16 protein-coding genes are annotated in these 14,175 nt (G+C 33.8%); 2 read left to right on the top strand and 14 right to left on the bottom strand.

All coding sequences use genetic code 11. The features are described 5' to 3' along the window. Positions 1–7 precede the first annotated feature (7 nt). From G8Y85_RS04700 to G8Y85_RS04755, 12 genes are all read right to left on the bottom strand, one after another. On the bottom strand, positions 8–517 hold the full coding sequence (locus G8Y85_RS04700) for a GNAT family N-acetyltransferase (protein WP_103346004.1): 510 nt from the start codon (positions 515–517) through the stop codon (positions 8–10). Beyond that, a complete protein-coding gene (locus G8Y85_RS04705; RefSeq protein ID WP_241954770.1) occupies positions 514–1,956 on the bottom strand; it encodes a S41 family peptidase in 1,443 nt (480 codons plus the stop codon). Before G8Y85_RS04705 ends, G8Y85_RS04700 begins: the two co-directional genes overlap by 4 nt. Before the next feature lie 168 nt (positions 1,957–2,124). Then, complete coding sequence (locus tag G8Y85_RS04710; RefSeq protein ID WP_103346002.1) at positions 2,125–2,346, bottom strand: YozE family protein; 222 nt, start codon at positions 2,344–2,346, stop codon at positions 2,125–2,127. Further along, a complete protein-coding gene (locus tag G8Y85_RS04715) occupies positions 2,346–2,846 on the bottom strand; it encodes a PTS sugar transporter subunit IIA (RefSeq protein ID WP_103346001.1) in 501 nt (166 codons plus the stop codon). The genes G8Y85_RS04710 and G8Y85_RS04715 overlap by 1 nt, the downstream gene beginning before the upstream one ends. 13 nt (positions 2,847–2,859) lie before the next feature. Continuing rightward, on the bottom strand, positions 2,860–3,288 hold the full coding sequence (gene msrB, locus G8Y85_RS04720; protein ID WP_037564364.1) for a peptide-methionine (R)-S-oxide reductase MsrB: 429 nt from the start codon (positions 3,286–3,288) through the stop codon (positions 2,860–2,862). Next, the gene (msrA, locus tag G8Y85_RS04725) at positions 3,281–3,808 is read right to left on the bottom strand and encodes a peptide-methionine (S)-S-oxide reductase MsrA (protein WP_165805499.1); all 528 of its coding nucleotides are present in this window, start codon (positions 3,806–3,808) and stop codon (positions 3,281–3,283) included. Before msrA ends, msrB begins: the two co-directional genes overlap by 8 nt. A 14-nt stretch (positions 3,809–3,822) precedes the next feature. Beyond that, the gene (locus G8Y85_RS04730; RefSeq protein ID WP_037564360.1) at positions 3,823–4,671 is read right to left on the bottom strand and encodes a DegV family protein; all 849 of its coding nucleotides are present in this window, start codon (positions 4,669–4,671) and stop codon (positions 3,823–3,825) included. Between the two features lie 17 nt (positions 4,672–4,688). Then, positions 4,689–5,165, bottom strand: a complete 477-nt coding sequence (locus tag G8Y85_RS04735) for a dihydrofolate reductase (RefSeq protein WP_037564358.1) — start codon at positions 5,163–5,165, stop codon at positions 4,689–4,691. Between the two features lie 70 nt (positions 5,166–5,235). Further along, a complete protein-coding gene (locus G8Y85_RS04740; protein WP_107401632.1) occupies positions 5,236–6,189 on the bottom strand; it encodes a thymidylate synthase in 954 nt (317 codons plus the stop codon). 141 nt (positions 6,190–6,330) lie between these two features. Then, complete coding sequence (gene brxA, locus G8Y85_RS04745; protein WP_037564354.1) at positions 6,331–6,771, bottom strand: bacilliredoxin BrxA; 441 nt, start codon at positions 6,769–6,771, stop codon at positions 6,331–6,333. Between the two features lie 12 nt (positions 6,772–6,783). Then, positions 6,784–7,899 carry a conserved virulence factor C family protein gene (locus G8Y85_RS04750; protein ID WP_165805500.1) on the bottom strand — a complete coding sequence of 372 codons (1,116 nt, stop codon included), beginning with the start codon at positions 7,897–7,899 and terminating at the stop codon, positions 6,784–6,786. A gap of 11 nt (positions 7,900–7,910) precedes the next feature. Further along, entirely contained in the window at positions 7,911–8,102 is a 192-nt protein-coding gene (locus G8Y85_RS04755) for a zinc-finger domain-containing protein (protein WP_168429135.1), read from the bottom strand. Positions 8,103–8,389: 287 nt separating this feature from the next. Here G8Y85_RS04755 and G8Y85_RS04760 point away from each other — a divergent pair, with 287 nt between their 5' ends. Then, complete coding sequence (locus tag G8Y85_RS04760; RefSeq protein WP_107371406.1) at positions 8,390–9,094, top strand: queuosine precursor transporter; 705 nt, start codon at positions 8,390–8,392, stop codon at positions 9,092–9,094. An 87-nt stretch (positions 9,095–9,181) separates the two neighbouring features. Further along, the gene (locus tag G8Y85_RS04765; protein ID WP_060551054.1) at positions 9,182–9,583 is read left to right on the top strand and encodes a ribonuclease HI family protein; all 402 of its coding nucleotides are present in this window, start codon (positions 9,182–9,184) and stop codon (positions 9,581–9,583) included. Between the two features lie 186 nt (positions 9,584–9,769). Here G8Y85_RS04765 and G8Y85_RS04770 read toward each other — a convergent pair whose 3' ends face one another. Beyond that, positions 9,770–10,654 carry a 5'-3' exonuclease gene (locus tag G8Y85_RS04770; protein ID WP_107401360.1) on the bottom strand — a complete coding sequence of 295 codons (885 nt, stop codon included), beginning with the start codon at positions 10,652–10,654 and terminating at the stop codon, positions 9,770–9,772. Beyond that, positions 10,647–14,108, bottom strand: coding sequence for a dynamin family protein (locus G8Y85_RS04775; RefSeq protein WP_165805501.1), 3,462 nt, complete (start codon positions 14,106–14,108; stop codon positions 10,647–10,649). Before G8Y85_RS04775 ends, G8Y85_RS04770 begins: the two co-directional genes overlap by 8 nt. Between the last annotated feature and the right edge of the window lie 67 nt (positions 14,109–14,175).

Below are 14,175 nucleotides of genomic sequence, written 5' to 3' on the forward strand. Positions count from 1 at the left end.
TAACCCTCTATTCATTCAAATTTTTGTAGTATGCGTAAAACGGTTCGCCTTTATCAAATGGAAATTCATTACTTGTCATTTCTCCCGTTTTTATAAAGCCATTCTTTTCAAATAAACGTTGTGCACGCGCATTTAGAGAGAAAGTATCTGTAAGTATTACGCCTACTTGATGCGAATGTGCAATGTCAAATGCAAAATCAAATAATTGTTGTGCCACACCTTTGTATTGAGCGGAAGCTACGAGACGATGAATGACATACGCATTTGAAATAGAGATGGGCCAATCAATGTCATTGTACCAATCTGGTACTTTTTGATCGATAACGATAAAGCCTTTTATAATGCCATCTTCCTCTAAGACATACATATTATCGGATTGGATATCTGTTTCGAAGTGTGTTTTTAATGGATAACGGTGATCCCATTGTGGATTACCATCTTGGTCCATAAGTATTTTAGCATCTTCGGTTAAATTGACAATTGTGTCAATATCATCGAATGTAGCATGTCTAATCATTTCAATTGCTCCTTAATTTGTTTTATCGTTTTATCTAAGACAGGATCTTCTTTAGCTGCTTTTTCAACAAGTAATTGTGTGAACTTTTGATTTGATTGTTTATCAAATTCTCCTGTGACTTTTAAATTATTTGCTTTCTGGAATTGAATGACCGCAGCTTTTAGGGAAGCATCGTATTGGTTATCATTTGACGCTATTTTGTATCCTAATGCGTCTAATCCCACTTTAATAGATGTAACATGTTTATTATTGTCACCTTCTTTAAAAGTTTGATCAGATGGAATCACTGTTAATTTTTCAAAAGCTGCCCCTTTAATGTCTACATCAGGGTGAATCCCTTTTCCGTGTATAAATGTTTTATGTGGTGTGAGCCACTTCATTTCAGTGAATTTTAAAATAGAACCATCGTCAAATTCTCTTGTTGTTTGAACAATCCCTTTTCCAAATGTTTTACTGCCATATATTTTAGCGATTTTATAATCTTTCATTGCTCCTGTAAAAATCTCTGAAGCACTTGCAGACCCTTCGTTGACTAAGATTGAAATATTCAAGTCAGAAACATGTTCTAAAGGGTTACCTGATGTTTTAACAGCCTCTTGTTGTTTACCTTTTTCTAAATAAAGTACGGTTTTACCTTTATCTAAGAAAATATTAGACATTTTGACAGCTTCGTCTAAAAGGCCTCCTGGATTATTTCTTAAATCAATAACGATATTTTTAGCGCCAGATTTTTGAGATTTTTGAATCGCTGATTTTAATTCACCAGCAGTTCCTTCTTGGAACTTATTTACTTTGAACACAGTCACTTGCCCTTTTGTTTCAACTTCTACACTTTTAACGTGAATGGTATCTCTTTTTACAGTAAAATCTTTAGATTCGTTGCCTCTTTTAATCGTTAAAGTCACTTGAGTGCCTTTTTCTCCTCGAATCTTAGGAATAATGTCATTTAAACTTTTTCCTTTAATGGATTTTCCATCAACTGCTTTTAATACATCTTTTGGTTTTAAACCTGCTTTTTCGGCTGGAGAGCCTTTCATTGGACTTGTAATCATGATTTGATTACCTTTTTGTTGCATCTCAGCACCAATACCGACAAAGTCTCCAGTAACATCTTCGTTAAATGCTTTGGATTTATCTTTAGGGATAAATTCTGTATATGGGTCATTTAACCCTTTTGTCATCCCGTTAATCGCATTTTGCAATAATTTATCTTTATTTGGGGATTTATAGTAGTCTTTCGCTAGTGTTTCATAAACTTTTGTTAATTTATCACTATTTTCAGCGACCTGCTGATTTTGTGTGTTAAGATGCCACAAGTAAATACTGCCTAAAACGATAATTGTTGTTAATATAATAGTGAAAATAATCCCGATAATAAAGTGGGATAAAGACACATATTTTTTATTTTTTTCAGTATGATGTTTTTTACGAGGCAACATTGTAACACCCTTTCCTTTTATATGTAAAATAAAAAGAGTGAGCATGAAATCAAATGTTTATAGATTTGATTTCTTCGTCTCACTCCTCGAATATAGAACCATTGTCATCATAAATGTATACGTGGTTAATGCTGCAAAACATACATTAAATGCGAATAGAGGAAGACGTTAAAAACGGCGCCATTCTTGGAATTCTTCATATAATGTATCAAATACAGACATAGAAAGTGTGTAATTCCCTTCCGTCTCGACATAGTTAGATAGTTTATCAAAGTCAGACTCTTGTTTAGGGAAATCGAAATCATCGTACACCATTTCTGCAAAAGCCCCTTCCTCGTTGGGACGACCTCTCACCGTGAGGAGGAAATGATAAAAAGACGCATCTTTCATTATTTCACCGTAACTTCAATGACTTTTGATTCACCTTTAGTTAAAGTGGTTTGATCTTTAATCGAAATGTGATCTGTTTGGTCTGTATTTGTAATAATTACGGGTGAAATCGTTGATTTGGCATTTTGATCAATATAATCGATATCAAATTCTACTAATTTATCGCCAACTTTGACATGATCGCCACTTTCAACGAATGTTTTAAATCCTTCACCATTTAATTGGACAGTGTCTAACCCGATATGCACTAAGACTTCTAAACCATTGTCAGCTTTAAGTCCAATGGCATGCTTTGTTGGAAAGACATTATCTACAACACCTGAAATCGGTGATACAACAATACCTTCTGTCGGTTTAACACCAAATCCTTCACCCATCATTTTTTGTGCGAAGACTGGATCAGGAATATCATCAATTTTAACAAATTCCCCTGTAATTGGCGTATAAATTTCAATATCTTTACGCGCTTCATTTCCTTTACTAAATAATTTTTTAAACATCATAATCGCTCCTTTATTGTTCAAAATGTTGAATTAAATCTCCGTATCCAAGTTCCTCTAATTTATGATAAGGAATAAATTGTATCGCTGCAGAGTTGATACAATATCGTAAGCCACCAAGCTCACGCGGTCCATCATTGAAAACATGACCTAAATGACTATTGCTGTCTTCTGAGCGGACTTCTGTACGAATCATACCAAAAGATTTATCAACAAGTTCAATGATATCTTCATTGTTAATCGCTTTAGAAAAACTTGGCCAACCACAATTTGATTCAAATTTATCATTTGATGTAAATAACGGTTTTCCAGAAATTTTATCTACATAAATACCTTTTTCATAGTGATTCCAATATTCATTGTCAAACGGAGGTTCAGTACCATCTTGTTGTGTCACTAAATATTCTAAGTCGGTTAAATCTTTTTTATCTTTCTTAATCATGATGATCACTCCAATGTCGTTCTATAAATGCTTTGCGACCTGAACCGAGTTGATATTGTGCATAATGCAACGGGTTTTTCTGATAATAATTTTGATGATAGGCCTCTGCAGGATAAAAGTTTTTATACGGTTCTACAGGTGTAATCACAGGCTTATCAAAAATTTTAGCATCATTTAATGCTTTAATTTTAGACAAGGCTAATGCTTTTTGCTCCTCATTATGATAAAAAATGACTGGGCGGTAATGTTCGCCTCTATCAAAAAACTGGCCTTTATTATCAGTTGGGTCAAATGTTTTGAAGTAAATATCCAACATTTGCGTATAGCTGATTTGTTTCGGGTCATATTCTATTTGTACTGCCTCAACGTGACCTGTTGTGTCAGAGCATACGGCTTCATAAGTGGGGGTTTCAACGTGACCACCACTATACCCTGAAATGACGGATTCAACACCATCGTAAGAATCAAATGGTTTTACAAGACACCAGAAGCATCCTCCTGCAAAAGTAGCTAATGCCATAATATCACGCCCTTTTAAGAATTATGTTCTTTTAAAACGACGACACCAATTGCACCCGTTCCCGTATGCGTAGATATGATAGGTGTAGTAAAATTTGTGTCAAAATTTGAAAAATCAAACGTTTCTTCAATTTTATCTTTCACTTTTTCTAAGAAATCATTCGCATTGGCATGCACAATGGCTGCGGATTTAATTTTACCGTCACCTAAAAATTGAGCTAAATCTTTCGCTAAATACTTCGCACATGCCCCTTGTGTTCGTGAGCTATGAACAATTTCTAGATTGCCATCAATCAGTACACCGACAGGCTTAATTTTCATTAAGTTACCAAGCATACCTTTCGCTTTACTAATACGACCACCTTTGATTAAGCGATCTAATTTACCAATTACAACATACAGTTTAATATTGTTTTGTAATTGATGAACTTTTTCAACAATAGTTTCAGTAGGTAGACCTTCTTCAATCCACTGAACGATATGCTGAATTTGATATCCTAATCCATAAGTGATAGATTTTGAATCAATAACAGTCACTTTACCATCTACCATTTCACTGGCTTGAACAGCGGTTTGATACGTGCCGCTAAGGCCAGAAGATAAATGAATACTAATGACTTCTGCACCCTCTTGAGTTAAAGCTTCGTATGTTTCAACAAATCTTCCTAATGGGGGTTGGCTTGTTTTTAAATCATTGTTGTCGTCTTCTAAATATTGTGTGTATGTTTCTGAAGAAATTTCCTCTTGGTCAACATAAGATTTACCATTAACCGTCACACTTAATGGCACGATGTGAACGTTATGTTGTTCTAAAAAACTAGGATCTAAATCTGATGTTGAATCTGTTACTAATATACGTTGCATTGATTAAACCTCCGTGATTACTTCCTAACTAAATGCAGAAAAGTATGTGGGTATTTATTTTTTTCATCAATTTCGCCCTCAATTGCTGATTCTACTTCCCAATCTTCAAACGAATAGGGTGGGAAATAAGTGTCAGCTTGAAACGTGTCATCGATAACTGTAATATACATATCATCCACTTTATCCATAAACATTTCAAATAATGATTGACCACCAAAAATGAAAACATGGCCTTCTAACTGTTCGATGTCTTTAATATCATGAATCACCTCAACACCATCAGCTTTAAAATCTTTATTACGTGTTAAAACAACATTTTTTCGATTTGGTAAAGCTTTTCCAATAGAATCAAAGGTTGCACGTCCCATTACTAAAGTATTACCAGTTGATAATTTTTTCACGTGTTTTAAGTCATTCGGGAGATGCCATGGTAATTGATTATTAAAACCAATGCCTCTATTTTTATCATGAGCAACTAAAATGGATAATGTCATTTGACTCACTCCTAGTTATGCTAAATTTAAAATCTCAAATCAATCCATTAACAAATACACGTTGAGTTAATTATACCGCAATTGGTGCTTTTATGATGGGATGAGATTCATAATTTACTATTTCCAAATCTTCGTATTCTAAATCAAATATAGATTTATCTGTATTAATTTTTAGTGTTGGCGGTGCAAAACTTGATCGTGCTAATTGTGTTTCGACAGCGTCAATATGGTTGCTGTATATATGAGCGTCGCCAAATGTGTGAATGAATTCACTGACCTCAAGATCACATTCTTTTGCGATTAAATGAGTCAATAAGCTATAACTTGCTATGTTAAAAGGTACCCCTAGAAAAATATCAGCACTTCTTTGATATAACTGACAACTCAATTTTCCATCTTGGACATAAAATTGAAATAAGGTATGACAAGGTGGTAGTGCCATAGACTCAATTTCTGCAGGGTTCCATGCACTAATAATATGACGTCTAGAATTAGGGTTATGTTTAATGTTATCAATTAATTGCGCCAATTGGTCAATATGTTGACCATTAGGTCCAACCCAGTCTCTCCATTGTTTCCCATATACATTACCTAAATCCCCGTGCTTTCGCATAAAATCATCATCATTTAAAATGCGAGTTTTAAACTGAGACATTTCGTCTTGATACACTTTATTAAATTCCGAATCTTGCAAAGCACGATGTCCAAAGTTTGTCATATCTGGGCCTGTATAATCATCAGATTGAACATATTTTTCAAAGGCCCATTCATTCCAAATATTATTATTATATTGCAATAAATATCTTAAATTTGTATCTCCACGTATAAACCAAATCAATTCGGTTGCGATCAGCTTGAATGATACTTTTTTAGTTGTTAGTAAAGGGAAACCTTTATTTAAGTCAAAGCGTAATTGATGACCAAATTTTGAAATTGTTCCAGTACGAGTACGGTCATCTTTTGTTGCTCCAACATTTAATACTTCTTGACATAGTTGATGATATGCTTGATCAAAAGGATTCATGTGCGCCACCTCTTTCTCTTTATTACTATAATAAATTATTTGATACTTATTATAAATTAAAAAGGGAGATATGGCTCATATTTTGAATGCCACATCTCTCTTTTTTACTTACAATATGACTCATTAAATTGAACGCTAGGTTTATGAATGACAATGTGTGTCAAAAGCATCTTTGATATCCATAGCTATATCATTAATATCTCGGCCTTCAATGTGTTCACGGGGAATAAAGTGAACAAGTTGCGTGCCTTTAAATAATGCATAGGATGGACTGGATGGTACTTGTTGAATATAGTCACGCATTTTTGCTGTAGCAGCCTTATCCTGTCCCGCAAAAACGGTTACTTTATGTGTCGGTTTATTTTCATTTTGCTCCGCTACAGCTACAGCTGCAGGTCGAGCTAAACCAGCTGCACAGCCGCATGTAGAATTGATTACAACAAATGTCGTTGCATTCTCTGACACTTGATTCATATAGTTTTCGACATCTTCTTCACTTTCTAGACTTTCAAAGCCATTTTGTGTTAATTCAGCGCGCATTTGTGCGGCAAGTTCTTTCATATATGCATCATAAGCATTCATGTTAACATCTCCCTATTGATTTCGATTTGCGATTTGTTTCCAAACAGAACCTAAGGCGGCTTCACCATTTTCAATTCGCGCAATAGCCATTTCTATTTGTAACTTCACTTCGTATGCGTCATCATTTTGATGAGCTTTAAGCGTTTTTAATTGGTCTTGTCCACCTTCATCGAACAAAAACATTGCTGCACGCCAGCGAACAATTTTTTGTGGATCTGACAGTGCTTTTTCCATTTCCGGCAATGCTTCTTTGTATCCAAGGTCACTTAATCCATCACCAGCAGTTCGACGTACAGCAGGATTTTTATCACGCAACCCCTTATATAAATATGGTAATGTTGCTTTATTTTCTATCATACTCAATAATACTACTGCTTCTCGTCTTAACGGTACTTTATCTTCCTTTAAAGCAGCATCTAATAATGGATAGTCTTCAACTGTAGGCTTTGGAAAAGATTTTAACATACGTAAACGTTCGTTCCAGCCTGATGTTTGTTGGTATGTCTCTAGTGTAACATGTTTATAAAGTTTTTGAGGTACATGTATATCACTTTCTTGTGCATCTTTCACGAGTGTATGAAGTGTATCTTTTGGGTATAGTGCGCTAATTTCAGTCTCCACATGTGACATGACTTCATCCATTTCACCGTATCTAATACCCAATAGCTCCCATTTACGCATGAAAACAACATTATCACCCGCTTTTTGTGCAGAAGTCATGGCCTCGACAAAATGATCTGGTAATTGATGTCGCAATTCCTCATTACCTGATGTTAACTTAATTTGGTATGGGATATTTTTAAACTTCAAAATTTCCACTGTGACTTCACCAAAATGCGTATCTGGCTCAACTGAGTGTGTTGACGCAATACTTCCATGAGTTAATGATTCTGTGATTTGAGGTAACACGCTTTCCCATTCAGCTTTCGGTGTTTTGTCAACAGCAATAAAGTCGAGTACGTGAAAAATTGATTTGACATCTTGAATGGCAAGCAACGCATTAATAAATTCTGGTTGTTCTTTTTTGATTTCAGTATACGTATTAGATTGATTGTCCGCCCTTTTTTGAGACAAAATAATCTTCATTGTATTTGGACTTGGAGTAGGTTCAACTTTTACAATTTCCATAAAATGTCCCCCTATTGTAATTCATTGCCTAATTGTTGAATTTGTTTTCCAACTGAACACTCTTTTATGCAAAAATGATGTGCTTTCGTCTTATTCTGAGATTGTCTGATATGTGTTTTGATCATACATTGCTCACAATATTGGTTCATTAATTGGTCAATTTTTGAAACAGCACGTTTTTTTGTTTCTGTAAACACAATCATCACTCCTTAAATTAGCACACACAATAAACATTATGGTAACATGTATTCCCTTTTCAATGAAATATTTAAATTTCAAGCATACGTTTTTCTCATAGACATGCAAAACTTTTGTTACATCTATTGATATTTATATTTATTTTAATTATTATAATTAAGTTGAGATTGATTTAATTATTGTGGCAATTCAAGTCGGATTATTATCAAGTCCTTAAATTCAATGTAGGCAATTTTAGAAGTATAGAAGCGGTTTCTAAACACCCGCTTAATCAAAATTTAGGAGGAATTTCATGTTTAATGAATGGTTAGGTTTAGTTGCTTTTTTAATGACTTTTATTTTATTGGTTTTAATGTTTCGGTTATTTGGTCCCCAAGGTTTAATGGTTTGGGTCGCTATAGGAACGATGATAGCCAATATACAAGTGATAAAAACAGTAGATATTTTTACGATATCTGCGACGTTAGGTAATGTTATGTTTGCATCAATATATTTAGCAACTGATATACTTAATGATATATATGGACGTAAAGTCGCAAAGCGAGCGGTATGGATGGGTTTTTTTTCGACATTAATCATGATTATTTTGATGCAAATTTCATTGAGTTTTCAACCAAGTACAGCTGATATCGCACAAAGCGCTTTGGATACAATTTTTGGGTTGGTGCCCCGTATTGCTTTAGCTTCAATTATTGCTTATATTATAGGTCAATATATCGATGTCTTTATCTTTAGCTGTATTAAGCGGATTTTTAGTTCAGACCGTACATTTTTTATACGAGCATATGGAAGCACAATGTTAAGTTCAATTATCGATACAGGTATTTTTGTAATCATAGCATTTTTAGGTGGACCTTTACCTAATGATGTAGTGTTTGAAATTTTTGTTACGACGTACGTTCTTAAGTTAATCGCTACAATTTTCAATGTGCCTTTTGGATATTGGGCTAAATGGCTGTATCGTAAAGGGAAAATTAAACCTTTTCAAATTGATTAAATATAGGATAAAACTAAGGAGAGTGAACAATAGACGTTCATTCTCTTTTTTTATCGCTTCGTGTTACTATTATTTAGAGGTGTTGATATGGCAAAAATATATTTTGATGCTGCATCACAAGGCAATCCAGGTTTAAGTACTTATGGTGTGGTAATTGTAGAAAATCATCAGCGTTATGTATTTGCTGATGTAATTGGAGAAAAAGAGAATCATGAGGCAGAATGGGAAGCGTTGTTAATTGCATTAAAACAAGCGCAAAATTTGAACGTCTCTAATGCCCTCATACATACAGATTCAAAATTAATAGAAGATGCAGTGAATCGTGAGTTTGTTAAAAATGCTAAGTATAAACACTATTTGACATCATATTTAGCTCTATCCAATGCTTTTGACCTGTGTTTTGTCAAATGGATTCCTAGAGAACAAAATAAAGAGGCGAATATGTTGGCGCAATCAAAGCTGTATCAATATACAAAAAAACGAAGTTAAAAGTGGAACACCGAAGTTTGAATTAAGCGTTATTTTAATGAACAGTTAAACATAATACGTTTAACGCTAAAAATGTATTGACATAGCCTTCAACATTCATTGATGAGTGCTGAAGGCTATGTCATTTGTTATATTCGATGCTTAATTTGATTATGAAATCTTCTCAATAATGTTTCATACATTGTTTTAAAAGAGTGATCTCAAGTAGCGATGGGAAACTCGTAATTCATGTGCCTCACATATTCGAAGCGCATGCATAATATTGTGCTCATAGAGTAGGTATTGTTCTAAATTTTTAAAGTTGATAGGTACATTGTCTTCAATACGTGCTAATCGCTTCGATAGTTTTAAATCATCAAGATGTGTTTGGATTTTCTTTTGTTGTCCTGGTGTAAGATGATGCATATTTTCAAGCACACCCTCTACTGAGTGGTATGCTTGAATAAGTTTAATGGCTGTTTTTTCACCTATCCCCTTAACACCTGGGTACCCATCCGCACTATCTCCCATAAATGCTTTAATATCTATTAATTGTTTAGGCTGTAATGCGTACTGTGATATAAATGCTTGTTCGTCGACTTTTACATATTCAGTGAATCCTTTTTTAATTAACCAAATTTCTACGTTTTTAGAAGCACATTGGAGTAAATCACGGTCGCCTGTAACAATGACAACTTGAGCGTCTTCTACATCATTATAATGACTTGCAATCGTTCCAATAACGTCATCTGCTTCATAATGAGATACACCTATATTATGAAATCCTAATGCTTCAGAGATGTGCTTAACATGATCAAATTGTGGTAATAATGCTTCTGGCGGCTCCGTCCTATTTTGCTTATATCCTTCGAAAATTTCGTTTCTAAAAGTTGCTTTTCCCATATCCCAACATACAGCTACATGTGTTGGATCAGATTGTTTAATCGCAGTATAGATGTGACGAATAAAACCTTGTGTGCCATTTGTGGGTAATCCTTTGGAAGTGAACATGTACTGCTTATTCACGCTTGTCGCATAAAAATGTCTAAACAATAATGCCATACCATCAATTAATAATATTTTTTTACTCATGTGAATCCTCAATTTCTAAAGTATTTTGTAATTTAGGTAATATTTGTTTGATTTGTGCCACTAATTGATTATCAATACGATATGAAATGACTTGGTCTATTTCGCTTTGAGCAACTTGCTCTAATTCATTTAGAAGTGACTTTCCTTGTTGAATCAATAATTGATTACGCTCAAGTAATGCTTTTTTTAGATGCTCTATAGGTGTTTGTAAATGTTGGAGCGTCTTCTCTTTGATTGCTTCTTGGATTTCTTTTTGTCCTTGTGCTTGAATAATTTTCTTTTTCGTTAAAGATTTAGGCAACGAAGCTACAAAAGTGTCTAAATCAAGTTTTAAATAAGGTGTCTCAAGTTGGTCTAATTGAAAAGTTAATTTTGGTTGTACCAATACATGTAGTTCGTGCAATGCTTTTAATGTAGGGATGCATTGATGTTCAAAGTGATCTATGAAACAGCGTTTTAATCGTTCAACGATTAAAGTTTGTTCTAAGTATAGTTTTTGATGAACATGATCTAAATAACGTTTAGAAGCTGCTAGTTTTTCTTGTTTAAAATCATCTGTATTTGTCATTTGGCCGTTAAATACTGCTTTGATATCATCTAACAATTGTATTTTTAAACGTTCATGAAGATGATAAAGTTGATCAGAAATTTCATTTTCAGCCTGTTGGGCAGTTGTTGATAAAATTTGAGCATCAAATACGTGAGGTGATCGTATTGTTTTTAAACGTTCATGTTGGTGTGTTCGTTTCGTGCTATCTTTCTCAAAATCAAGCACCATTACGTTTAAAGCATCGTATATGTAAAGAAGTTGATGATTCAATTGTGACTCTAATACTTCTTTTGATTCTACTTGTGCAAAATCATCTACACGCGCTTTAAGTTTCTCTAGACCAGCATCACCATGTATTAAGGCATTTCGACTAGATACTCCAAACACTTCAGGTGTCATTCCCACTTCATTTAATGCACTTTGTACATAGTTCATTACAGCGTAACGGTCTTCATCTGTTTCTGCAAGGTCTGTCGCATTGACAACCATTTTAAACGCTTGGTTTTCCATCAATTGATTCATTTCTTTCATATGTTGAATAAACGCTTTGTCATTATCTGTAAATGAATGGTTAAAGTAACTCACGTAAATAATTAAATCTGAAGTTGTTAAAATCTTTTCAGTTTCATTAGTGTGACGTTGATTATTCGAATGCAATCCTAACGAATCAATAATAATTTTATCTTTTAGCCATTCCAATGGTAATTGAAGATGTACAGTTTTTACAAATGTTGCATATTGATCTTCTGCACTCCACTTTTTAATGTCATCTTGTGCAATCGCCATCGTTAAACTGTCTTTAGTTAAGCGTGAATATAGATCATAATTTTGTTCTACAGCGTGAATAAAGGCTAAACGATTCTTATCAATATTAGCTTTAAGTTTTGTTTTATCCTCTTTTAAAAATGCTTCGATAGAAGAAAATGTGTACCCTGCAACTTCCGTGACATCATTGATCTCTGAAAGTAAGGTAGATTTAGATTTAAATGTAATCGCATTGTTATGACCATATGATATTTCGGTCGTCGCTGCAGTCGTTGGGTTAGGTGAGCTTACTAAATATTGATCTCCTAATAATGCGTTGATTAAACTGCTCTTCCCAGCGCTAAACGTTCCGAAGACACCGATTTTGATGATATGTTGATCCATGCGTTTTAGCGTGTCATCAATATTATTTTTTGTCGTTTGGAATAAAGGTAACTCTTGTAGCGTTTCTAACGAAGACTTAATTTTTTCTATTTGCGATACGTGATGTTTTTGATCCTTTGAAGCTTGCGATATATCTACTTGAGCGTTTTGGTTTATAGTTTGTGGTTCATAGTTTATCGGTGTACGATCTATCAGTTTATCCAATGAATCATCTAAATGAATATAATAATGTTGATAATTTTTCGTATCTAAAGATGCTTTTAACGCACGAAGTTCTACATATTGCGAATATAGGTTAGCGTCTTCATTATTGGTATTTGTTTCTTCAATAATATCAATGGATGATACGATGCGGGTATCTAATGGTTCACTTGATTTCAAGACGTACTGTCGTATTTGTTTCATTAAGTTTTCAGAAAATGTCAATACATATTGATTGCTAATTTGTATTTGGGTCTGATACAAATCTGTGATTAAGTCAACTGGAATGTCAAAGTTTTGATTGACAATTTGATGATTTAAACCTTGATCATGTATAAAGCGTGTCAAATAAGACATATCTTCACGCATGGGCTTTGCTATTTCTTGCGTGACTTTATTTTGAAGGGCGTCCATCAACGTATTTAAGCGTGACTGACGTATTTCCTCTAATTTTTTTTGTTTATTAAACCAACCACCCACTTTAAAATCTTTTGCATTACTTTCTAAATAATGACGTATATGTTCACGCATATCATGTGTCATGACGTAAGCATTATCTAAAATGTGTTTTCGATTGTTATATAAATCTGTTTTTAAAGTAGATTTGTTGCTTAATCGTGCGGATTCCTCTTGAACAGCTTGATTTTGTTTAAAAGTGTCATAGGCATGGTCAAATTGGTCAACTTCAATATTTAACTGAGACAATATATCATTCATTTTTTGTTCCAAATAATCTGATTGATGTTGAGTGATAAAATCGACCATTCGATTAACATAATCTTTAACGGGTTCTCTATTTTCATCTTGCTGACGTATAAAGGATTTAAGTGCTTCAAATTCATTTGCTTCATGTGAAAACTTAGTTATGTAGAACGTGGCTTCTAGTTGTATATCCCATTCTTTAAGCGACGCCTCCACACGGGATTTAAACGTTTCAAATGGAATTTCTGAATCCACATGTTTATCAATTTGATTGATCACAAATACCACAGGAATATTGGCATGATTTAAACGTTTCATAAATTGAAAATTTAAAGCTGATTGCACATGATTATAATCAACTGTGTAAAATACCATATTACTAGTGTATAGAAAGCTTTCTGTACTTGCGCTATGTGATTGAACATTTGAGTCCACACCAGGTGTATCTTGAAACGTAAAGCCTTGACGAAATTCATGAGACTTAAAGTGAATATCTATCGATTCTACATTATAGTTTTCTCGATTCATTTGTTTCACATCATCGTATGAATCTAAAATAGTATAGCTTTGACCTTCTATATTTGCTGTAATGCCTGAAGTTTCAGAAACAGTTACTAGAGCTGTGTTACTTGTTGTAGGAACAGGTGAGCTCGGTAAAATATCCTGACCGATTAACCGATTTATAACCGTAGATTTACCAGCAGAAAAATGACCGACAAATGTCATCGTATAATGATCTAAATAAACTTTTTTAATCATTTGATTGATTGTATGTACAAAAGACGTGTGATTGGACTTCTCCACTTCTTTTTTTAATTTATATAAAATATCCAATTGTGCTTGGTTATGCATAGTGTACTCCCCTTGTTTAAATGGTTCTTTACTATTGTATTATAGGTGACGCCATTAAAAAAACCAA

This window comes from Staphylococcus sp. 11007852, assembly GCF_011394325.1.
Taxonomy (GTDB): Bacteria; Bacillota; Bacilli; order Staphylococcales; family Staphylococcaceae; genus Staphylococcus; species Staphylococcus agnetis.